The sequence below is a fragment of the Marinicauda sp. Alg238-R41 genome (genome assembly GCF_947331485.1).
GTDB classification, from domain to species: Bacteria; Pseudomonadota; Alphaproteobacteria; order Caulobacterales; family Maricaulaceae; genus Marinicauda; species Marinicauda pacifica.
In genome coordinates this window covers 1,273,419-1,291,982 of sequence record NZ_CAMZOJ010000001.1, presented here as the reverse complement: position 1 = coordinate 1,291,982, position 18,564 = coordinate 1,273,419, and the positions used below count along the sequence as shown (strand labels likewise).

22 protein-coding genes are annotated in these 18,564 nt (G+C 65.6%); 11 read left to right on the top strand and 11 right to left on the bottom strand.

Translation table 11 applies throughout. The annotated features are described in order from the left end of the window. Nucleotides 1-4: 4 nt before the first annotated feature. On the top strand, nt 5-1,477 hold the full coding sequence (locus tag PGP17_RS06105) for a S41 family peptidase (RefSeq protein ID WP_270374629.1): 1,473 nt from the start codon (nt 5-7) through the stop codon (nt 1,475-1,477). Nucleotides 1,478-1,638: 161 nt separating this feature from the next. Then, nucleotides 1,639-1,848 (top strand): cold-shock protein, encoded by a 210-nt coding sequence (locus PGP17_RS06100; RefSeq protein WP_135943082.1) that lies wholly within the window; start codon nt 1,639-1,641, stop codon nt 1,846-1,848. Between the two features lie 140 nt (nt 1,849-1,988). Here the strand turns inward: PGP17_RS06100 and dxs are convergent, their stop codons facing one another. The 10 genes from dxs to PGP17_RS06050 all read right to left on the bottom strand — a co-directional run bounded on the left by dxs (nt 1,989) and on the right by PGP17_RS06050 (nt 9,415). Then, nucleotides 1,989-3,890, bottom strand: coding sequence for a 1-deoxy-D-xylulose-5-phosphate synthase (dxs, locus tag PGP17_RS06095; protein ID WP_270374628.1), 1,902 nt, complete (start codon nt 3,888-3,890; stop codon nt 1,989-1,991). A 30-nt stretch (nt 3,891-3,920) separates the two neighbouring features. Continuing rightward, complete coding sequence (locus tag PGP17_RS06090) at nt 3,921-4,811, bottom strand: polyprenyl synthetase family protein (protein ID WP_135943080.1); 891 nt, start codon at nt 4,809-4,811, stop codon at nt 3,921-3,923. Nucleotides 4,812-4,840: 29 nt separating this feature from the next. After that, complete coding sequence (locus PGP17_RS06085; RefSeq protein ID WP_206751018.1) at nt 4,841-5,200, bottom strand: tRNA-binding protein; 360 nt, start codon at nt 5,198-5,200, stop codon at nt 4,841-4,843. Beyond that, nucleotides 5,197-5,454, bottom strand: coding sequence for an exodeoxyribonuclease VII small subunit (locus PGP17_RS06080; protein ID WP_135943079.1), 258 nt, complete (start codon nt 5,452-5,454; stop codon nt 5,197-5,199). The genes PGP17_RS06085 and PGP17_RS06080 overlap by 4 nt, the downstream gene beginning before the upstream one ends. Nucleotides 5,455-5,513: 59 nt before the next feature. After that, nucleotides 5,514-6,125 (bottom strand): histidine phosphatase family protein, encoded by a 612-nt coding sequence (locus PGP17_RS06075; protein ID WP_270374627.1) that lies wholly within the window; start codon nt 6,123-6,125, stop codon nt 5,514-5,516. Between the two features lie 65 nt (nt 6,126-6,190). Further along, entirely contained in the window at nt 6,191-7,108 is a 918-nt protein-coding gene (locus tag PGP17_RS06070; RefSeq protein WP_270374626.1) for a histone deacetylase family protein, read from the bottom strand. 47 nt (nt 7,109-7,155) lie between these two features. Further along, a complete protein-coding gene (locus PGP17_RS06065) occupies nt 7,156-8,028 on the bottom strand; it encodes an SDR family oxidoreductase (RefSeq protein WP_270374625.1) in 873 nt (290 codons plus the stop codon). Nucleotides 8,029-8,073: 45 nt separating this feature from the next. After that, a complete protein-coding gene (gene lepB / locus PGP17_RS06060; protein ID WP_270374624.1) occupies nt 8,074-8,850 on the bottom strand; it encodes a signal peptidase I in 777 nt (258 codons plus the stop codon). After that, the gene (locus PGP17_RS06055) at nt 8,847-9,200 is read right to left on the bottom strand and encodes a YbjQ family protein (protein ID WP_135943075.1); all 354 of its coding nucleotides are present in this window, start codon (nt 9,198-9,200) and stop codon (nt 8,847-8,849) included. The genes lepB and PGP17_RS06055 overlap by 4 nt, the downstream gene beginning before the upstream one ends. Next, entirely contained in the window at nt 9,197-9,415 is a 219-nt protein-coding gene (locus PGP17_RS06050) for a hypothetical protein (protein ID WP_270374622.1), read from the bottom strand. Before PGP17_RS06050 ends, PGP17_RS06055 begins: the two co-directional genes overlap by 4 nt. A 173-nt stretch (nt 9,416-9,588) precedes the next feature. Between PGP17_RS06050 and PGP17_RS06045 the strand changes: the two genes are divergently transcribed. Continuing rightward, the gene (locus PGP17_RS06045) at nt 9,589-9,957 is read left to right on the top strand and encodes a DUF4870 family protein (RefSeq protein ID WP_135943073.1); all 369 of its coding nucleotides are present in this window, start codon (nt 9,589-9,591) and stop codon (nt 9,955-9,957) included. A gap of 94 nt (nt 9,958-10,051) precedes the next feature. On the opposite strand, the gene PGP17_RS06040 is transcribed toward PGP17_RS06045, so the two are convergent. Then, nucleotides 10,052-11,836 (bottom strand): acyl-CoA dehydrogenase, encoded by a 1,785-nt coding sequence (locus PGP17_RS06040; protein ID WP_270374621.1) that lies wholly within the window; start codon nt 11,834-11,836, stop codon nt 10,052-10,054. Nucleotides 11,837-12,007: 171 nt separating this feature from the next. Here PGP17_RS06040 and PGP17_RS06035 point away from each other — a divergent pair, with 171 nt between their 5' ends. The 8 genes from PGP17_RS06035 (at nt 12,008) to PGP17_RS06000 (ending at nt 18,518) form a co-directional block, all read left to right on the top strand. Then, nucleotides 12,008-12,637, top strand: coding sequence for a YceI family protein (locus PGP17_RS06035; RefSeq protein ID WP_270374620.1), 630 nt, complete (start codon nt 12,008-12,010; stop codon nt 12,635-12,637). A 5-nt stretch (nt 12,638-12,642) separates the two neighbouring features. Next, the gene (locus PGP17_RS06030; protein ID WP_135943070.1) at nt 12,643-13,263 is read left to right on the top strand and encodes a cytochrome b; all 621 of its coding nucleotides are present in this window, start codon (nt 12,643-12,645) and stop codon (nt 13,261-13,263) included. Between the two features lie 53 nt (nt 13,264-13,316). After that, nucleotides 13,317-13,862, top strand: a complete 546-nt coding sequence (locus tag PGP17_RS06025) for a YceI family protein (protein ID WP_270374619.1) — start codon at nt 13,317-13,319, stop codon at nt 13,860-13,862. Between the two features lie 42 nt (nt 13,863-13,904). After that, entirely contained in the window at nt 13,905-14,867 is a 963-nt protein-coding gene (locus PGP17_RS06020) for an L-threonylcarbamoyladenylate synthase (RefSeq protein ID WP_270374618.1), read from the top strand. A 62-nt stretch (nt 14,868-14,929) separates the two neighbouring features. After that, nucleotides 14,930-15,253 carry a GrlR family regulatory protein gene (locus PGP17_RS06015; RefSeq protein WP_135943067.1) on the top strand — a complete coding sequence of 108 codons (324 nt, stop codon included), beginning with the start codon at nt 14,930-14,932 and terminating at the stop codon, nt 15,251-15,253. 58 nt (nt 15,254-15,311) lie between these two features. Further along, nucleotides 15,312-16,730: an FAD-binding oxidoreductase gene (locus tag PGP17_RS06010; RefSeq protein ID WP_270374617.1), complete on the top strand. Its 1,419-nt coding sequence runs from the start codon at nt 15,312-15,314 to the stop codon at nt 16,728-16,730. Nucleotides 16,731-16,819: 89 nt separating this feature from the next. Continuing rightward, entirely contained in the window at nt 16,820-17,599 is a 780-nt protein-coding gene (gene yaaA / locus PGP17_RS06005; RefSeq protein WP_135943066.1) for a peroxide stress protein YaaA, read from the top strand. Nucleotides 17,600-17,717: 118 nt separating this feature from the next. Then, nucleotides 17,718-18,518, top strand: a complete 801-nt coding sequence (locus tag PGP17_RS06000; protein ID WP_270374616.1) for a 3-hydroxybutyrate dehydrogenase — start codon at nt 17,718-17,720, stop codon at nt 18,516-18,518. Nucleotides 18,519-18,564: the final 46 nt, after the last annotated feature.

Sequence of the window (18,564 nt, the reverse complement as noted above, 5' to 3'; positions counted from 1 at the left end):
AGACATGCCGCTATCCCGTCTTGCCCCCGTTGCCCGTCTTGCCCGTGCCGTCCCTGTTGCCTCGATGGCCTGCCTTGGCGTCGCGCTGAATGCCTGCGCCGATACGAGAACGGCCACCGCGGACGACCCGAGCCAAACCGCCCTGCAACCGGCCCGGCCGATCCATGCAGACGGCGCGCTGGCGCCGGAGGCGCGCGGCGTGTGGCATGCCGAGGCCCAGGGCTGGTTCCTGCAGATCGAGGAGGACGGGATCACGCGCTGGCAGGATACGCCGGCTGGCTGCTACACCGCGCTGCCTGCGGGCCCGGACACCCCGCTGATGGGCCAGGTCGAATACACGTTGATCCTGCCCTCGGCGGAGGGGGATGTGGCCGGTTTCCAGTATCTGCCCGGCGATCAGTCGACCCGGTTCGAGCGCGTGGCGCGCCTGCCCGAACGCTGCGGGGCGCAGGATCTGAATACCGAAACCGGCGTGTTCGCCGTCTTTGCCGGCGCGATGGCGCGCCATTACGCCTTCTTTGACGAACGCGGGATCGACTGGGAGGCGCGCGTGGATGCGGCGCGCGGCCAGGTGCGCGACGGCATGGGCGAGGCCGCGCTGCGCGATGTCCTCGCGTCTATGATGGCCGGGCTGTCCGATTCCCATACCAAGCTGATCGGCACGGCGGACGGCGAGCCCTTCCGCATCCAGGACGGCCAGGGCGAGACCCTGCCCTTCGTGCGCGAAAGCCTGGGCGAGATGGCCTGGCTGGTCGGCCTGATCGACCAGCTCCAGACCGAGGTGCTGGACGAAGGATCGGTGTTCACAGCCAACGATCGCATCCTGTGGGGCAGCCTGGACGGGCGCACCGGCTATATCCTGGTCTTCACCATGGGCGGATTTACCGAAAGCGATGTGCAACCGGGCTCGGCCGAATGGGGCGCGGCAGAGCTGGCCGAATTCGACCTTGTCTTCGACGAGGCGCTGAGCGCGTTTCAGGACGTGGACCGGGTCATTCTCGACCTGTCCAACAATCGCGGCGGATACGACAAGGTCGCGCGCGCCATCGCGTCGCGCTTTGCCGCCCGGCCCTTCACCGCCTACACCATGGATACCGACGCGGACGGGACGCCCGAGCATGTCTACCAGATCGAACCGGCCGGCGGCGTGCGCTATACTGGCCCGGTAACCGTGCTGACCAGCGACGTCACGGTGTCCGGCGGCGAGATCGCCACGCTGGCGCTGCGCCAGCTGCCCAATGTCACCCATGCCGGCACGACGACGCGGGGCAGCTTCTCCACCCCGCTGGCCAAGCCGCTGCCCAATGGCTGGTATCTGGAATTGTCGAGCGAGGTCTTCGCGGCGCCGGACGGGAGCGTGTTTGAAGAATCCGGACTCCCGCCGCAGCTTGAGGTCGAGGTCTATCCCCAGGACGCGCCGGTGGAGGGCCATGCCCGGGCGCTGCGCACATTGGCATCGCGCGCGCCCACGCAATAACCATTGCATCCGCGCCGAAATCGTGTATGGTGCCAATATCAATTCTGGCTGGACTAACGGCTCCGCGCGTCACGCGCCAATCCCTTACCCCTCCTTTATTTGATACCACCCAAGCCCTTTCGAGGGTTCGTTTACTCCTGTCTACAAGGACTATCTCCCATATGGCTACGGGAACTGTTAAGTGGTTCAACACCACCAAAGGTTATGGCTTCATCCAACCGGATGACAGCTCCAAGGACGTCTTCGTGCATGCGACTGCGGTCGAGCGCGCGGGCATGAGCTCGCTCACGGAAGGTCAGCGCGTTTCCTTCGAGGAAACCCGCGACGCCAAGAGCGGCAAATATTCCGCGACGGACCTGCAGCCGGCTTAGGCCAGCACCAGATCCAGTCACGCGGGTTAAACCGCGCGGCATAGAAAAACCCCGGACCGAAAGGTCCGGGGTTTTTTGCGTCCGGGATAGAGGCTTGAGTGGGACTTGCGGCCCGGACGGCGCCCAGACCGGAGCCGGCCCTAAGCGAGTGCGGCCGCCGCGTCGTCGGCGCGGCCCAGCGTTTCGAGGACGCGGGCGACGATATGTTTCGCCGTCAGGCCCGCCGCGTCATACATCTTGTCCGGCGTGTCGTGATCCTGGAAGACGTCCGGCAGGGTGAGCGTGCGGATTTTCAGGCCGGCATCAAGCGCGCCCTTCTCCGCCAGCATGTGCAGGACGAAGGCGCCGAAGCCGCCGCGTGCGCCCTCCTCGATCGTGATGAGCACTTCGTGCTCGCGCGCCAGGCGCAGGATCAGATCCTCGTCCAGCGGCTTGGCAAAGCGCGCATCGGCCACGGTCGCCGACAGGCCGAAGGCGGACAGGGAGTCGGCCGCGGCCAGGCTTTCCTGCAGCCGCCCGCCGAGCGAGAGAATGGCCACCGAGCTGCCCTCGCGCACGATCCGGCCCTTGCCGATTTCCAGCGGCTCGGGATTGGAGGGAATGTCGATGCCGATGCCCTCCCCGCGCGGATAGCGGAAAGCGCTCGGCCCGTCATCGATCAGGGTCGAGGTCTTGACCATGCGCACCAGCTCCGCCTCGTCGCTGGCCGCCATCACCACCATGCCCGGCAGGGCGCCGAGATAGCCGATATCGAAGCTGCCGGCATGGGTCTGGCCGTCCGCGCCGACGAGCCCGGCCCGGTCGATCGCGAAACGGACCGGGAGCGACTGGATGGCGACATCGTGGACCACCTGGTCGTAGCCGCGCTGCAGAAAGGTGGAATAGAGCGCCGCATAGGGCTTCATCCCGGCGGCAGCGAGACCTGCAGCGAACGTCACCGCGTGCTGTTCGGCAATGCCGACATCGAAGGCGCGGCCCGGGAAACGCTCGGAAAACTTGTCGACGCCCGTGCCGCCCGGCATGGCCGCCGTGATCGCCACGATGGACGGGTCGGCCTCGGCCTCGGCGATCAGCGCGTCGGCGAAGACAGAAGTGTAGCTGGGCGCATTGGGTTTTTTCTTGGCCTGCTCGCCGGTGACGACGTTGAACTTGGAGACGCCGTGATACTTGTCGGCGGCCGCCTCGGCCGGGGCGTAGCCCTTGCCCTTCTGCGTGACGCAATGGATGAGGATCGGGCCTTCGGCGTCGCGCACATTGTTCAGCACGGCGACCAGCGCATCCATGTCATGGCCGTTGATCGGGCCGATATAGCGAAAGCCCATCTCCTCGAAGAGCGTGCCGCCCATCGCCATGCCGCGCAGGTATTCTTCGGCCTTGCGTGCCGCGCCCTCGACGCCGAGCGCCTTGGCGACGCCCTTGCCCAGCTTGCGCACGTCGCGATAGCTCTTGGAGCTGACCTGGCGGGCGAAGTAATGGCTCATCGCGCCGACCGGCGGGGCGATGGACATGTCGTTATCGTTCAGGATGACGACGAGATTCTTCTTCAGATCGCCGGCATTGTTCATGGCCTCGTAGGCCATGCCCGCACTCATCGAGCCATCGCCGATCACGGCGACCACCTTGTGGTTCTTGTCCTGGAGATCGCGCGCGACGGCGAAACCGAGCGCGGCCGAGATCGAGGTCGCGGCATGGGCCGCGCCGAACGGGTCGTATTCGCTTTCCGAGCGCTTGGTGAAGCCCGACAGGCCGCCGCCCTGGCGCAGGGTGCGGATGCGGTCGCGCCGCCCGGTCAGGATCTTGTGGGGATAGCATTGATGGCCGACATCCCAGACCAGGATGTCCTCCGGCGTCTCGAACACATGGTGCAGCGCCACGGTCAGCTCGACCACGCCGAGCCCGGCTCCGAGATGGCCGCCGGTCACGGACACCGCGTCGATCATCTCGTCGCGCACTTCGCCGGCCAGCGCCTTGAGCGCCTCGACGTCGAGATGCTTGAGATCGGCCGGCGCATTCACACGATCGAGAAGGGGAGTGTCGGGCATATCGTCTCCTGGCGGACGGCGGGTAGAGGGTCAGGCGCGCCGATCAAGTACGTAATCGACCGCACTGCTTAGCATATGGGCATCGTCACCGAACATGGCGAGATGCTCCTTGGCCTGCCGGGCCAGACGGGTGGCGCGATCACGTGCGCCCTCGATCCCGAGGATGGACACGAATGTGGCCTTTCCCTGACGCGCATCCTTGCCCGCGGTCTTTCCAAGCTCGTCGGTCGAGCCTTCCGCGTCGAGAATGTCGTCCACGATCTGGTAGATCAACCCGAGGTCGTGCGCAAAGCCGTCCAGCGCCACGCGCGCCTCCTTGCCCGCATCGGTCATGATGGCCGGGGCGGTGACCGAGTAGGCGATCAGCGCGCCGGTTTTCAGACGCTGGGTCCGGGTGATGAGGCCGATATCCTCGGTCCGCTCCTCGCTCAGTGCCATGTCCAGCGCCTGGCCGCCGACCATGCCGCGCGCCCCGGCGGCACGGGCCAGCTCGCTGACCAGAAGGGCGCGGACCTGGCCGTTCACATGGGTGTCCGGCTCGGCGAGGATCTCGAACGCGACGGCCTGAAGCGCGTCGCCGGCGAGAACCGCAATGGCTTCGTCATAGGCGATATGGACCGTGGGACGCCCACGGCGCAGATCGTCGTCGTCCATGCACGGCAGGTCGTCATGGATGAGCGAATAGGAGTGGATGCACTCGATCGCGCAGGATACGCGCAGGAGGCCGCGCTCGTCGGCGCCGATCAGACGGCCGGCCTGCAGCGCGAGGAAGGGACGCACGCGCTTGCCCGGACCGAGCGCGGCATAGCGCATGGCCGAGGCCAGACGCGCCTCCGGCCCGTCCGCGCGCGGCAACAGCGCATCCAGCGCCACCGTGACGCGGTCTGCAGCTTCTTCCAGCTCTTTGACGAAGGCAGTCATCGGCCCCGGTCTACTCCTGCGGCAGCTAGCTAACTCACGCGCGCGCCGTCGGGCGCATCTCCGTCCGCACCGAGCAGACGTATCGCGCCTTGCCGGTCGTGAACACCAAGAACCAACACCTGCGATTGCAGCGGGCCAATCTGGCGCGGCGGAAAATTGACCACGGCCAGCACGCGCTTGCCGGCCAGATCCTCGAGGGCGTAGGCGTCGGTGATCTGGGCCGAACTCTTCTTCTCGCCGATGGCCGGACCGAAATCGATGAACAGCTTGTAGGCCGGCTTGCGCGCTTCAGGGAAGGGTTCGGCGCGCCGAATGGTTCCCAAACGGATATCGGCCTGGAAGAAGACCTCCGGAGAAATCTCCGGCAGGGGTGGCTCGTCCGCGCTCATCCCGGCGTGTCGAGATCGGCCGGCTCGGCCTGCGGACGTCCGTCCGGGCCGAAGACGATCTTCTCCACCTTCAGTTCCGCATCCTTCAGACGGGTCTCGCAATGCTTGCGAAGCGCCGCGCCGCGTTCGTAGATGGCGATGGATTGTTCAAGCTCGACTTCGCCGCTTTCCAGGCGCTGGACGATCTGTTCCAGCTCCTCCAGCGCGCGCTCGAAGCTCATCGCCTTGATGTCGTCAGGCCGGGTATCGCTCATCGTGCCCATTTCCTTCGCCGTATCCGATGCCGCCAGACAAGCCGCGATCGCCTGTTCGATCAAGCGCCGCGCTCGGTTGCCGGAGTGTGTTTCAACTCGTACCGGCGCCAGGACCAGTAGTGATCGCCGCCGTCACGCACACATTGCCAGCCGCGCCGGCGCAGGGCCGGACGCAGCATCCGGTTGAACCAGCCATGCGCGAACAGCACAACCGGTCCGCGCTGCGCGGCCTCGATGAGGATGTCGGCAGCCTGCTCGGCCCGGCGTTCGGCCTGGACCCGGCTTTCACGTCCGCGCGACAGTCCCAGCCACCAGCTGCAGCGCGCGAACACGCCCCAGGTCCGCGCCGGAAAACTCCCCGGCATGCGTGGCGGGGGCAAAGGCGCCTCGACGAAGATGGAGTTGATGTCGAATTCGCGCCCGCCGCTCGCCGCCTCGGCAGTCTCGATCGCCCGGCGCAGCGTGGAGGCGAACAGAAGACGCGCCCCCTCGACCTCTTGCACGAGCGATTCCGGGGGCGTCTGGCCGCCCTTAAGCCCGGCGAGGTCATAGTTGGCCCACCAGTTCTCGTACGCCTGCCATCCCAACCGCTCGCGCCGGTTGGCATCAGGCTCTCCATGACGGGCAATCGTAATATAGCCCGGCGCAGTCTGAGGGTCTGTGTCTGACATATCCAAACAGCGGGCTACCGCTTCAATATCGAAGTGTGGAGAGACAGCGCCGGCCTCTTTGTCCCCTAGGCCGCCGCGACTGCGCGAAGGAACCGTTCCAGAGACGATTCCAGTGCCTTGATGTCGTATCCGCCCTCGAGCGTACATACAAGCCGCGGGTGCGCGCTTTCCCGGGTCAGTTCGGCCAGCCGCGTGCCGATCCATTCAAAATCATCCTCGTCCAGCTCCAGCCCGGCCAGCGGGTCGTCGCGATGACCGTCGAAACCGGCAGAAACAAAAAGGATATCGGGCGGCGCTTCGGCGAGCCTGGGGAAGATGTGCTCTTCCAGTGCCTCGCGCCAGGTCGACGAGCCGGCGCCGCGTTCCACGGTCAGATTGAGGATACGATCGGAGCTGTCATCGGCCGACCCGGTGCCCGGATAGAGCCAGTCCTGGTGAATCGAGGCGAAGAAGACCCGCCCCTCCGATTCGGCATAGGCCTGCGTGCCGTTGCCGTGATGGACGTCGAAATCGACGATGGCCACCGAGGTGCAGTCATGGGCCTGGATCGCATGGGCGGCGGCCACGGCAATCTGGTTGAACAGGCAGAAGCCCATCGACCTGTCCGGCTCGGCATGATGGCCGGGCGGCCGGGCCGCCACAAAGCCGGCCTCGATTTCGCCCGCCATGACATCGTCGACCGCCTGGATCGCCCCGCCGCACGCCTGCAAGGCGGCCTCCAGAGAGCCCGGGCTCATCCAGGTGTCCGCGTCGAGCGAGGCCAGGTCGGTGAACGGGCTTTTGGAATAGACGAAGTCGACATGACGGGATGAATGAACGCGCCCGACCTCGTCGCGCGTGGCGGCACGCGCATTGACCCTGTCGAGAGTCTCGAAACGCGACAGCGCGCGCTCGATCGCCTTCAGGCGCTCGGGCGATTCCGGATGCTCGGCCGGCGGCACATGATCCTTGCCGGCCTCGGTGGTGTAGACGCGAAGCTTCATGCCTCAACTCATCGGGTTGGTGCAGATATGACGGGCGGCGACGGCGTTCAGCCGGCCAGTGAAATGTCCATGATCTTCACCCCGTCCGGCGCAACCGCATCGTCGGGCACGAAGAAATCGGGCAGAAGCTCATGACCCGGCTCGACCGCATACTGGTCGAAATCGGTCACGCCTTCGCTGGCCAGGAAGGTGTCGTCGATCAGGAAATTCCCGCTGAACTGCGCGGCCGGCTTGGTCAGCACGCGGTAGGCGGTCTCGGCCAGGATCTCCGGCTTGCGGCAATTCTTGAAGGCTTCCTCACCGGCCAGCACGTTGGAGACCGCCGCCGTGGCGATCGCGGTGCGCGGCCAGATGGCGTTGGCGGCAATCTTTCCCGCGAACTCGCCGGACCAGCCGAGAATGCACAGGCTCATCCCGAATTTCGCGCTCGTATAGGCCACGTGCGGGGCGAACCATTTCTGTTTCATGTCGAGCGGCGGAGACAGGGCGAGAATGTGGGGATTTTCCGATTTTTCCAGCCAGGGCAAGCACTTCTGGGTCACCAGAAAGGTCCCGCGCGCATTGACCTGATGCATCAGATCCCAGCGCTTGATGGGCGTTTCGGCGGTGGAGCGCGGAAAGATGGCCGAGGCGTTGTTGATGACCGCATCGATCCCGCCGAAATGCTCGGCTGCGGTCTTGACCGCGTGCTCGACATTCTCTTCGTCGCGGATGTCGCAGACGATGGGAAGCGCGCGTCCGCCGGCCTTCTCCACCGCCTCGGCAGCGGTATGGATCGTGCCGGGCAGCCTGGGGTGAGGCTCCTCGGTCTTGGCGGCGATGACGATGTTGGCGCCATCGCGTGCGCAACGAAGTGCAATCGCCTCGCCAATCCCGCGGCTCGCGCCGGTGATGAAGATCGTCTTGCCTTTAAGCGACATGCCTGCCTTCTCCCTTTATCTGTCGGGAGGCAAGGTAGATCGCAATCAGAGCCCGCGCCAGACCCGCCAGGGCGGACAGATCAGCCCTTCTTCGCGCCGGCAGCTGGCAAAGGTGAAGAGCACGGTCTCTGCCCGGCCGACCAGCTGGTCGGTATGCACATAGCCGATGCCGTAGCGCGCACGGCTGTCCTGGGACCGGTCGCGATTATCGCCCATCAGGAAGAGGTGCTCGGCAGGCACCCGGAACGGACCGGCATTGTCCAGTCCGTAATCGTCGCCGCGTTCGTAGATGACGTGCACGGGACCGCCCGGCAGCGTCTCGTCATACTGGGCGACCTGGACAACCTCCCCGCCATGGTCGCGGTAGCGCACCACGTCGAGCGGATCGCGCGGTACGGCGTCGCCGTTCAGGTAGAGTTGACCGGCGCGCACTTCCACGGTGTCGCCCGGCAGGCCGACCACGCGCTTGATGAGATTGATGCCCTGCTCGGGATCGCGGATGACGACCACGTCTCCGCGCTCGGGAAGCCGGCCGAGAATTCGCCCGCTCCAGCTTTCAGGCAGCAAATACCCCATGCCCAGCGGAAGCGAGTGGCGCGAATAGCCATAGGCCCATTTGGAAACCAGGACCCGGTCGCCGACCTGGAGCGAGGGCTGCATGCTTTCAGAGGGAATGTGGAAGGCGGCAAAGGCGAAGGTCACCAGCACGAACCAGACGGCGGCGACCCCGGCCAGGAAGCGGACGGTCTCGCCCAGCTCGGCCACGGCACGCCGGCCAAGTCCGGTCATCTTGCTGACCGCGGAATTGTTATCGTCGCTCATTTCAGTTTCACCGCCGTGCCATATGCCAGAATTTCCGCCGAGCCTTCCATGACGGTCGAGGTGGAGAAGCGGAAGGTCACGACCGCGTCCGCCCCGAGCTGCTCGGCATGGGAGACCAGCCGGCCCAGCGCCTGTTCGCGCGCCTCGGCCAGCAGCTTCGTGTACTCGTTAACTTCACCGCCGACCAGATTCCTGAGCCCGGCCATGAAGTCGCGCCCGAAGAAGCGCGCCCGCACCACACTGCCGCGCGCAATGCCGAGCACCTCGACGATTTCGCCGTTCGGGACGGTATCCGCCATGGTGACAAGCAGGTCCGAACGTGTCGCGGGATGTTGAGGCATTTGGGTCATGTTTCGGTTCCCGTGTGTTCCGCCGCACTCTGTGTCGCCTGGACGAACAGGTCGGCTACCCCCCAGGCCGGAAGTGCGGCCAGAACCGCAGACAGAAGACTATAGGGGAAGTGCATACGCCACTCACCCAGCGTCAGTCCCGCGAAAAGAAGCGCGATGCCGGTCAGACCGACCCCGATCAGAGCATAAGCCCGCAATGTGTTGCCATGACGCATCGTTCTAACCCGTGGCCCGTCGTGCAGGCGCCCGCCCTGACTGTATCCGGTGTTCGATACCATGAGGTCCGTCGCATTCCGGAGCGGTCTTGCCATCGTTAAGTGTATGCTATGCTATAGAGGTTCAATGCATCACGCGAGCATGCAAGCTCACATCAGGAGTGATTTGGGACATGAGTGATACCGAGCCGAAGCCGATCACACCGCCGACCGATGGCGACCGGGTCCTGGCCATCGTCAACTACCTCCTGATCCTGATCGGCATCCCGACCAGCGGCGTCCTGATGATCGTGGCGCTGATCTTCGCCTATGTGCGCCTGGACCAGTCCAAGGGCTGGATCCGCAGCCATTTCATCTACCAGATCCGCACGATCTGGGGCGGGCTGGCCTTCTTCATCGTGGGCTGGCTCACGATCTGGCTCCTGATCGGCGTGGTGATCCTGGCCATCGGAGCGGTCTGGGTGCTCGTGCGCGGCGCGATCGGGCTGATTCGCCTGGTCGACGGACGCGGCCATCCCGACCCGCGCGCCCTGCTGTTCTAGCACCCCGATCAAAGCGGCTCCGCCGCGAGTCAAAACGGCCCCGCAGAAGCGGGGCCGTTTTCATGTCCGGGAGAGTCTGGGACAGTCTGGGCGCCTACGCGCTCTCGAGCATCGCCTCGCCCGGATCGAACAGGGCGCCCGCGCCAAGACGGATTTGCGGCACCAGTCCGGGTGCCGCGCTGAGCACCGTTTCGGCATAGACGCGCGTCAGCGAGATGCGGCTGCGCGCATAGGCCTCATCGCCCTCACCATGCTTGAGAATGCGCTGCGCGGACAGGGCCCCAAGGCAGAGCAGCCAGCCCCCGACCACGTCTCCGGCGAGTTTCAGATAGGCCGTCGCCCCGGACAGCTTGTCCTCTCCGGCTGCCTTCGACATCCAGTCGGACGCCGCCTCCAGCGCTTCGCAGGCCGGGCCGAGATCTTCGGCCAGCGTGTTGAGATCGGCGTTTGAAGAGGTGGCCAGATCCTCGATCGTCTGGCGGATGTCCTCGATCAGCTCGCGGATGCCCGTCCCGCCGGCCATGGCCAGCTTGCGGCCGACCAGATCCATCGCCTGGATGCCGTTCGTGCCTTCATAGATCGGGGCGATCCGGGCATCGCGATAATGCTGGGCCGCGCCGGTTTCCTCGATGAAGCCCATGCCGCCATGGACCTGAATTCCGAGCGAGGTGACCTCCACGCCCACATCGGTCGCCCAGGCCTTGGCGATGGGGATGAGCAGGTCTTCGCGCCGCTTCGACCAGGCGCGCTCCTCCTCGTCGTCGTGGTGCTCGGCATAGTCGGCCTCGACCGCGGTGTGGAAGCAGATGGCACGGGCCGCCTCGATCTTCGCCTTCATGACCGCGAGGGTGCGGCGCACATCGGGATGATCGATGATGGCGTGGGGCGCTTCACCCTGAGTCATCGGAGCGCGGCCCTGACGGCGGTCCTTCGCGAAGGCCAGCGCCTGCTGGTAGGCGCGTTCGGCAATGCCCACGCCCTGCACACCGACATTCAGGCGAGCCGAGTTCATCATCGTGAACATGCAGGCCATGCCCTTGTTTTCCTCGCCGACGAGCCAGCCGGTGGCGTTGTCGTATTCCATCGTGCAGGTCGGCGAGCCGTGAATGCCCATCTTGTGTTCGAGGCCGATCGCCGTCACCGCGTTGCGCTCGCCGGGATTGCCGCTGTCATCGGGCAGGAATTTCGGCACGAGGAAGAGGGAGATGCCTTTCGTTCCCGCCGGGCTGTCGGGCGTGCGCGCGAGGACCAGGTGGACGATGTTCTCCGCGCAGTCATGCTCGCCCCAGGTGATGTAGATCTTCTGGCCCGAAATGGCCCAGGAGCCATCCGAATTGGGCTGGGCCTTGGTGCGCAATGCGCCGACATCGCTGCCCGCCTGCGGCTCGGTCAAATTCATCGTCGCAGACCATTCCCCGGTCATGATCCGGGGCAGGTAGAGCTCCTGCTGCTCGGTCGTGCCGTGCGCGATGAGCGCCTCGATGGCGCCAAAGGAGAGCATCGGGCCGAGACCGAAGGCCATGTTGGAGGCTTGCAGCATCTCCATCAGCGCGCAGCCCATCGCAACCGGCAGCCCCATGCCGCCATGGTCGGTGGAGAATTGAAGACCCTGCCAGCCGCCCTCGACGAATTTCTGGTAGGCCTGCGGGAAGCCGTCGGGCGTCGTGACCTTGCCGTCCTTCAGCGTGCAGCCCTGACGGTCGCCCGGCCAGTTGAGCGGCGCGAGCACGTCATTGGCCAGCTTGGCCGCCTCGCCCAGGACCTGAGCGGTCAGATCCCCGGACAGGTCGGGAAAGGCGCCGGTGGCTTTCAGCCCATCCATCGCGGCAATTTCTTCCAGGGCGAAACGGATGTCCTGTACGGGTGCGCGATAGCTCATGACGCGGGTCTCCTCCTGTGTGTTGCGCCGCAAGATAGCGCGTCAGCTCAACTTCGCGAGTCCCCAAACCCGCCCGGCCGCATATTGCCGGCCGCGCGGCTTCGGTTTCGCGGCAATCCGGCATAGGGTCCAGAACAGGTTACGCTGCGATCGGCCCCGGGAAAGGCAAGCATGGCCCATCTCGCTCAAATCACGGTGCCGGGCTGTGTGCCGGGCTGTCTCGCCCTGGCCCTCACGGCGTGCGTGTCGCCGCCCACGGCCGATCCGGCCGCGCTGGGTGCCGGCAACTGGACCCTCGACCCGGCCCATGCCCGGGTCAGCTGGCAGGTGCGCCATCTCGGCCTGTCCTGGTACACGGCCCGTTTCGACACGGCCGACGCCTCGCTGGAGCTGGACCCCGAGCACCCTGAGAACGCGAAACTGACCGCCATCGTGCAGTCCGCCTCGGTGTCGACCGGGGATGCGGCGTTCGACGAGACGCTACGGTCGAGCGCCTGGCTCGATGCGGAGCGTCACCCGCAGATCGTCTTCCGCGCCACATCGGTCGAGCCGGGCTCAGCGACGACAGCGCGCGTACACGGCGAGCTCACCCTGAAGGGGGTGACGCGCGATGCGGTGATGGAAACGGAGTTTTACGGCAGCACGCACAATCCGCTGGAAGGCCGGCAGGTCATCGGGTTTTCTGGTGAAATCCGCGCCGAGTTCGAAGATTTCGGGGTCGGCGCGTTTCCAGCGACCAATTTCATCGGCCAGACCGTTATAGTAGAGATCGAAGCAGAATTCCTCGAAGCTCAGGAGTGAGTCACATGCCTGCACCGACCGAGCCGACCGCCTCAGGACATTCTCGTTATGGCGTTGTGTCCATTGCATTTCACTGGACGATCGCTGCCCTTATCATCGGGATCATCTTCTACGGGTGGTGGATGGAAGGCGTGCGCGACGCGGCCTTTGCCGGAGAGGCCGAATTCTCCACCGTGTCCAGCGTCTATAACTGGCACAAGACGATCGGGCTGACGATCCTGGTGCTTTCACTGGGGCGTCTGGCCTGGCGCCTGAAGCATCCCGTGCCGCCGCTGCCCGCCCACATGAGCACGCTGGAACGCGGACTGGCGCGATTCACCCACATCGCCTTCTACGTGATCATGATCGGGGTGCCGCTGGCCGGCTATGTCACCGCATCGGCGTTCGGCGACGCGTTCCCGATCAAGCTGTTCGATGCGCTCACCCTGCCCAAGCTGCCCGTGCCGCAAACGGAGGGCTTCCAGGAGACCGCCGGCAGTCTGCACGGCGCCTCGGCCTGGGTGATCTTCGGTGTGCTCGCCCTGCATGTTGCCGGCGCGCTCAAGCACCATATCCTGGATCGCGACGGCGTTCTGACCCGCATGATCCCGGGTCTCAACGTGCCCAAGCAAGACGGTCCGCGATAAGGCGCGGGTGTCCGTCTCCTCCCCTGCTCCTGCCCTTTAAAAGAGGTCTTGAAATGAAATACGTGCTGCTGACCGCACTCGCCGGCGGACTGATCGCCGCGCCTGCGCTCGCCCAGGACTGGGTGCTGGACCGCGAGGCGAGCTCGGTCGAATTCGAGGCGCGCAATTCAGGCGCCGCGCTGACCGGACAGTTCGAGGACTTCGAAGCGGACATCACGCTCGATCCTGAAGACCTCCCGGGTGCCCGCATCGACGCGCGCGTCAGCACGCCCTCGCTCGACGGGATCAGCGACAGCTCGATCCGCAGCGCGCTGCGAGGCGGCGGCGGGCTGGGCGTGGAGGCGCACCCCGATGCGCGCTTCGTCTCGGACGAGATCGTGGCGACCGAAACCGGGTACGAGGCCCGCGGCACGCTGACCCTCAAAGGTCAGTCCCACGATGCCAGCCTGCCCTTCACGCTGGACATAGCCGATGGCCGGGCCGTCGCGCAGGGCGAGCTGGAAATCGACCGCACCCGTTACGATGTCGGATCGAGCTGGGACACCGTGGCCGACTCCGTCATCGTACGGCTGCACATCGAGGCGGATGCGGCTGACTAGGCCCGCTTGCCGGGCAAGGTCGCGGCTCCTAGGACATTGGCCATGAGCTCCGCCCCGATCCTGCCCGCCGGCGATGCCGCCAGCCTCGACCGGGCCGCCGAACGCCTGCGCGCGGGCGGTCTCGTCGCCGTGCCGACCGAAACCGTTTACGGGCTGGCTGCAGACGCGACCGACAGCCGGGCCGTGGCGCGCATCTACGAGGCCAAGGGCCGGCCGCGCTTCAATCCTCTCATCGCCCATGTCGACAGCCTGGAGCGGGCGGAAAGCCTGGTCCACCTGAGCGCCAGCGCGCGCGCGCTGGCCGCGGCGTTCTGGCCCGGACCGCTGACGCTGGTCGCGCCGCTGCGCGAAGGGGCAGAGATCAGCGACCTGGTCACGGCGGGCCTGACGACGCTGGCGGTGCGCTGGCCCGCCTCGCCGGCCATGACCGGGCTGATCGCGCGAACCGGCCGGCCGCTGGCCGCGCCGAGCGCCAACCCCTCCGGCAGCGTCAGTCCGACCACGGCCGAGCATGTCGCCGAGGGTCTGGGAGACCGCATCGACCTGATTCTGGATGGCGGCCCCTGCCGTGTGGGAGTGGAAAGCACGATCCTGGCGGTGGACGAGACCGGGGCGCGCCTGTTGCGGCCCGGCGGTCTGGCCCGGAGCGAGATCGAGGCGGTCCTGGGCCAAGCTCTGGACGACGGTGATGTGGATACCGATGCGCCCACAGCGCCGGGTCAATTGTCCAGCCATTACGCGCCGCAGGCCTCGATCCGGCTGGAGGCCGCCGCGCCCGATCCCGGCGAGGCCTATCTCGCCTTCGGCCCGACAGGCACGGGCTGGAGCGGACCGGTCTTCAATCTTTCCCCGGCCGGTGACCTCGTCGAGGCGGCGGCCAATCTGTTTTCGGGATTGAGACTACTCGACCGGAAGGCGGATCGCATCGCGGTCGCGCCCATCCCCCGCGAAGGACTTGGCGAGGCGATCAATGACCGGCTGAAGCGCGCGTCGGCCCCGCGGTAATAGTAATATTACAATTTCATCCTATCTTTGTATTTCCGGTCAGGTCATTTGAGAGATGAAATATGAAAAACGGCCTTTATATTGCGCGCTTTAGTACGCCGATGGACGATGGCGCAGGCGTCATCGTCATCCATGACGGCGAAGTCCGCGGCGGTGATAGCGGAATGTATTACTTCGGCACCGTGACGCATACGGACGACAAGCTTCAGGTCAAAATGCGGGTGCGCCGCCATTATGAGGCCGCCATTTCGGTCGTGGGCGATTTCGAGCAATTCGAACTGACTCTGACCGGCAAGCCGAAGGGCGAGACCTTCGTGTTCGAGGGCCGCGCCGATCGTGTTCCCTCCATGCGCTTCACCGCAACGCTCGTCCCCGCTGCCATCTAGGCACAGACGCGCGCAATACCCCCTGCAAACCGATCCACTTCGGGTTAGAACGAGCGTCATGACCCAGATGCTCGATACGCTTCAACCGCTGTGCAGCCGGCTCGATCCGAAATCGGTGTCTTTCGATGCCGACGAGATCGCCCCTCACATCCAGGACTGGCGCGCGCAGTATCGCGGCAGCACTCCGGTCCTGTTCAAGCCGTCCACGCTGGACGAAGTGCGCGAGATCGTCCGCTTCTGCAATACGCACGCGATCGCCATCCTGCCCCAGAGCGGCAATACCGGACTGGTCGGCGGATCGACGCCGCAGGGCGAAGTCCTGCTTTCGCTCAAGCGCATGAACCAGGTCCGCGATGTCGACCCGGACAACGATTCGCTGACGGTCGAGGCTGGCTGCATCCTCGAAAGCGTCCAGGAGAGGGCGCGCGAGGCCGGACGGCTCTTCCCGCTGAGCCTGGGCGCGCAGGGCTCGGCCATGATTGGCGGCCTGATCTCCACCAATGCCGGCGGCGTCCATGTCCTGCGTTACGGCATGATGCGCGATCTCGTCCTGGGTCTGGAAGCGGTGCTGCCCGACGGACGCGTCATCAGCGATCTTTCCGGCCTGCGCAAGAACAATACCGGCTACGACCTGAAACAGCTTTTCATCGGCGCGGAAGGCACGCTGGGTGTCATCACCGCCGCGACCCTGAAGCTCTTCCCCCGCCCGGTCTCCACCGCCGTGGCCATCGCCGCAGTGAACAGCCCGCGCGATGCGGTCAGCTTGCTGTCGCTGATGAAGTCGGCCACCGGAGGCAGCGTGGCCGCCTTCGAGCTGATGTCGGAGCGCGCCCTGAGCTTCGCGATCGAGCACGTGCCCGGGCTGCGCCAGCCGGTCGAGACGCCCTCCCCGTGGTATGTGCTGATCGAGATCACCTCCGGAGAGGCAGAGCGCGCACCGGTCCTGATGGAATCCGCGCTGGAAACCGCCTTCGAGCGGGAGCTGGTTCAGGATGCCGCAATCTCCCAGTCGCAAGCGCAGGCGGAGAGCTTCTGGCTGCTGCGCGAATCCATCCCCGAGGGCGAGAAGGCTCACGGCAAGGCGGCCAAGCACGATGTCTCGGTGCCGGTCAGCCGCATGCCGGATTTCATGGAGGAGGCGACACAGAAGGCCGAAGCCCTGATCGACGGCGCGATGATCGTGGCGTTCGGCCATGTCGGAGACGGCAATGTCCACTTCAACCTGGCCCGCAAGGAGGCGGGGGCGGAGGCTGATTTCCTCACCGCCGCGAAGCCGGCCTCTGCCCTGATCTACGACCTGGTCGACAAGTATGGCGGCTCGATCTCGGCCGAGCACGGTATCGGCGTTCTGAAACAGGAGGAGCTGGCGGCCCGAAAACCGGTGCAGGTTTCGGTCATGCGCCAGATCAAGGCGGCCCTGGATCCGCACTCCATCATGAACCCGCGCATCCTCCTCGGCCCGGAGCGTGGCAGCTAAAGCTGCGCCAAGCCTTGGAAGCGGGCGCGAGCGAACGTATCTGAAGGCGAAACCCGTTCCCGTGTAAGTGACGCCTGGAGTCCGCCCTCATGCTCATCCTTCTTTCGCCGGCCAAGCAGCTGAACTTCGAAGAGCGCGGGCATGCCCCGACGGCGACCCGGCCCGCACTGATGGATCGCACGCGCGAACTGGCCAAGGTGACGGCCAGGCTGTCGGCCAGCGATCTCAAATCTCTGATGGGGTTGTCCGACGATCTTGCAGAGCTGAACCGCGAGCGCTTCAAGGCCTTCGACCCGGATAATGAGGACGGGCGGCCGGCCGCCATGGCGTTCAACGGCGACGTCTATCGCGGCCTTGAAGCCGCCAGCCTCTCAGCGGAAGACCTGCAATGGGCCCAGCAGCATCTTCGCATCCTGTCCGGCCTGTATGGCGCGTTGCGCCCGCTCGACACGATGCAGCCCTACCGCCTGGAGATGGGCACACGGCTGAAAACGAAAAAGGGCGCCAATCTCTACGATTTCTGGGGTGACGACATTCGCGACGCGCTTCAGTCGCAGCTCGACGAGCAGGACGACAAGCTGGTCGTGAACCTCGCGTCAAACGAATATGCCAAGGCGGCGCGCCTCGACACGCTGGATGCGCGTGTCATCAATGTCGACTTCAAGGAAGAGAAAGACGGCCAGCTGCGCATGCTGATGGTCTACGCCAAGAAGGCCCGGGGCATGATGGCGCGCTGGATCATCGAGAACCGGATCACCAGCGCCGACGCACTCAGCGCCTTCGACAGCGAAGGCTATCGCTTCGATGCAGAGGGCTCGACGCCGGATACCTTGCTGTTCACCCGGCCCCAGCCCGAAAAGAAGCGCTAGGCCCGAGCCGCGCCTGAGCCTTCCGGTGCCTGGCCCGCACGCGCGGGCTTGACGCACGCGCACTTCCAGCCTCTTTTGCGGCGCAATAGGAAATTCAACGCTTGTGGAGTTCTTGCCGATGAGCGCGCTGAAGCTCGATCTGTCCGGCCAGGTGGCCGTCGTGACCGGCTCGACCTCCGGCATCGGCCAGGCCCTGGCCGAGGGCCTGGCCGGATGCGGCGCGCACATCGTGCTGAACGGGCTGGGCGACCGGGACGAGATCGAGGCCTTGCGCGCCGGTATCGAACGCGATCATGGCGTCACCGCGCTGTACCACGATGCCGACATGCTGGTACCCGACGAAATCGAGGATCTGATCGCCTCCACGGTCAAGCGCTTCGGCCGGCTGGACATCCTCATCAACAATGCCGGAGTGCAGCACGTCGCCCGGGTCGAGGAGATGCCGGTCGGCAAGTGGGATCAGATCATCGCGATCAACCTCACTTCGGCCTTTCACACCATCCGTCATGCCGTGCCGGTCATGAGGGAGGCCGGGCGCGGGCGGATCGTGAATATCGCGTCTGCACACGGCCATGCGGCGTCGCCGTTCAAGTCGGCCTATGTCGCCGCCAAGCACGGGCTGATCGGACTGACCAAGACGGTCGCGCTGGAAGTCGCCGAAGCGAACATCACCGTGAACGCGATCTCGCCTGGCTATGTGAAGACCCGGCTGGTCGAGAACCAGATCGAGGATACCGCCAAGGCGCGTGGCATAAGCCGCGAAGAGGTGGTGCGCGACGTGATGCTGCACGCCCAGCCGACGAAGAAATTCGTGACCGAGGACGAATTGCTCGGCGCGCTGCTCTACCTGGTGTCCGATCAGGGTGCCTCGACCCATGGGTCCGCCATCCTGGTCGAAGGCGGCTGGATGGCGCAGTAGAGTGCCCGCGGATAGGATCGGCGCCTGTCCCTCGCACCTCTCCCTC

Excerpts from the sequence above, each read along its gene's own strand:
- PGP17_RS06100 (WP_135943082.1), top strand. The coding sequence starts at position 1,639 with ATGGCTACGGGAACTGTTAAGTGGTTCAACACCACCAAAGGTTATGGC.
- PGP17_RS06025 (WP_270374619.1), top strand. The coding sequence starts at position 13,317 with ATGAAATACGTGCTGCTGACCGCACTCGCCGGCGGACTGATCGCCGCG.
- PGP17_RS06000 (WP_270374616.1), top strand. The coding sequence starts at position 17,718 with ATGAGCGCGCTGAAGCTCGATCTGTCCGGCCAGGTGGCCGTCGTGACC.
- PGP17_RS06010 (WP_270374617.1), top strand. The coding sequence starts at position 15,312 with ATGACCCAGATGCTCGATACGCTTCAACCGCTGTGCAGCCGGCTCGAT.
- PGP17_RS06070 (WP_270374626.1), bottom strand. The coding sequence starts at position 7,108 with ATGAAGCTTCGCGTCTACACCACCGAGGCCGGCAAGGATCATGTGCCG.
- PGP17_RS06085 (WP_206751018.1), bottom strand. The coding sequence starts at position 5,200 with ATGAGCGCGGACGAGCCACCCCTGCCGGAGATTTCTCCGGAGGTCTTC.
- PGP17_RS06055 (WP_135943075.1), bottom strand. The coding sequence starts at position 9,200 with ATGACCCAAATGCCTCAACATCCCGCGACACGTTCGGACCTGCTTGTC.
- lepB (WP_270374624.1), bottom strand. The coding sequence starts at position 8,850 with ATGAGCGACGATAACAATTCCGCGGTCAGCAAGATGACCGGACTTGGC.
- PGP17_RS06035 (WP_270374620.1), top strand. The coding sequence starts at position 12,008 with ATGGCCCATCTCGCTCAAATCACGGTGCCGGGCTGTGTGCCGGGCTGT.
- PGP17_RS06090 (WP_135943080.1), bottom strand. The coding sequence starts at position 4,811 with ATGACTGCCTTCGTCAAAGAGCTGGAAGAAGCTGCAGACCGCGTCACG.
- PGP17_RS06015 (WP_135943067.1), top strand. The coding sequence starts at position 14,930 with ATGAAAAACGGCCTTTATATTGCGCGCTTTAGTACGCCGATGGACGAT.
- PGP17_RS06075 (WP_270374627.1), bottom strand. The coding sequence starts at position 6,125 with ATGTCAGACACAGACCCTCAGACTGCGCCGGGCTATATTACGATTGCC.
- PGP17_RS06040 (WP_270374621.1), bottom strand. The coding sequence starts at position 11,836 with ATGAGCTATCGCGCACCCGTACAGGACATCCGTTTCGCCCTGGAAGAA.
- PGP17_RS06065 (WP_270374625.1), bottom strand. The coding sequence starts at position 8,028 with ATGTCGCTTAAAGGCAAGACGATCTTCATCACCGGCGCGAGCCGCGGG.
- PGP17_RS06105 (WP_270374629.1), top strand. The coding sequence starts at position 5 with ATGCCGCTATCCCGTCTTGCCCCCGTTGCCCGTCTTGCCCGTGCCGTC.
- PGP17_RS06030 (WP_135943070.1), top strand. The coding sequence starts at position 12,643 with ATGCCTGCACCGACCGAGCCGACCGCCTCAGGACATTCTCGTTATGGC.
- PGP17_RS06080 (WP_135943079.1), bottom strand. The coding sequence starts at position 5,454 with ATGAGCGATACCCGGCCTGACGACATCAAGGCGATGAGCTTCGAGCGC.
- PGP17_RS06020 (WP_270374618.1), top strand. The coding sequence starts at position 13,905 with ATGAGCTCCGCCCCGATCCTGCCCGCCGGCGATGCCGCCAGCCTCGAC.
- PGP17_RS06050 (WP_270374622.1), bottom strand. The coding sequence starts at position 9,415 with ATGCGTCATGGCAACACATTGCGGGCTTATGCTCTGATCGGGGTCGGT.
- dxs (WP_270374628.1), bottom strand. The coding sequence starts at position 3,890 with ATGCCCGACACTCCCCTTCTCGATCGTGTGAATGCGCCGGCCGATCTC.
- PGP17_RS06045 (WP_135943073.1), top strand. The coding sequence starts at position 9,589 with ATGAGTGATACCGAGCCGAAGCCGATCACACCGCCGACCGATGGCGAC.
- yaaA (WP_135943066.1), top strand. The coding sequence starts at position 16,820 with ATGCTCATCCTTCTTTCGCCGGCCAAGCAGCTGAACTTCGAAGAGCGC.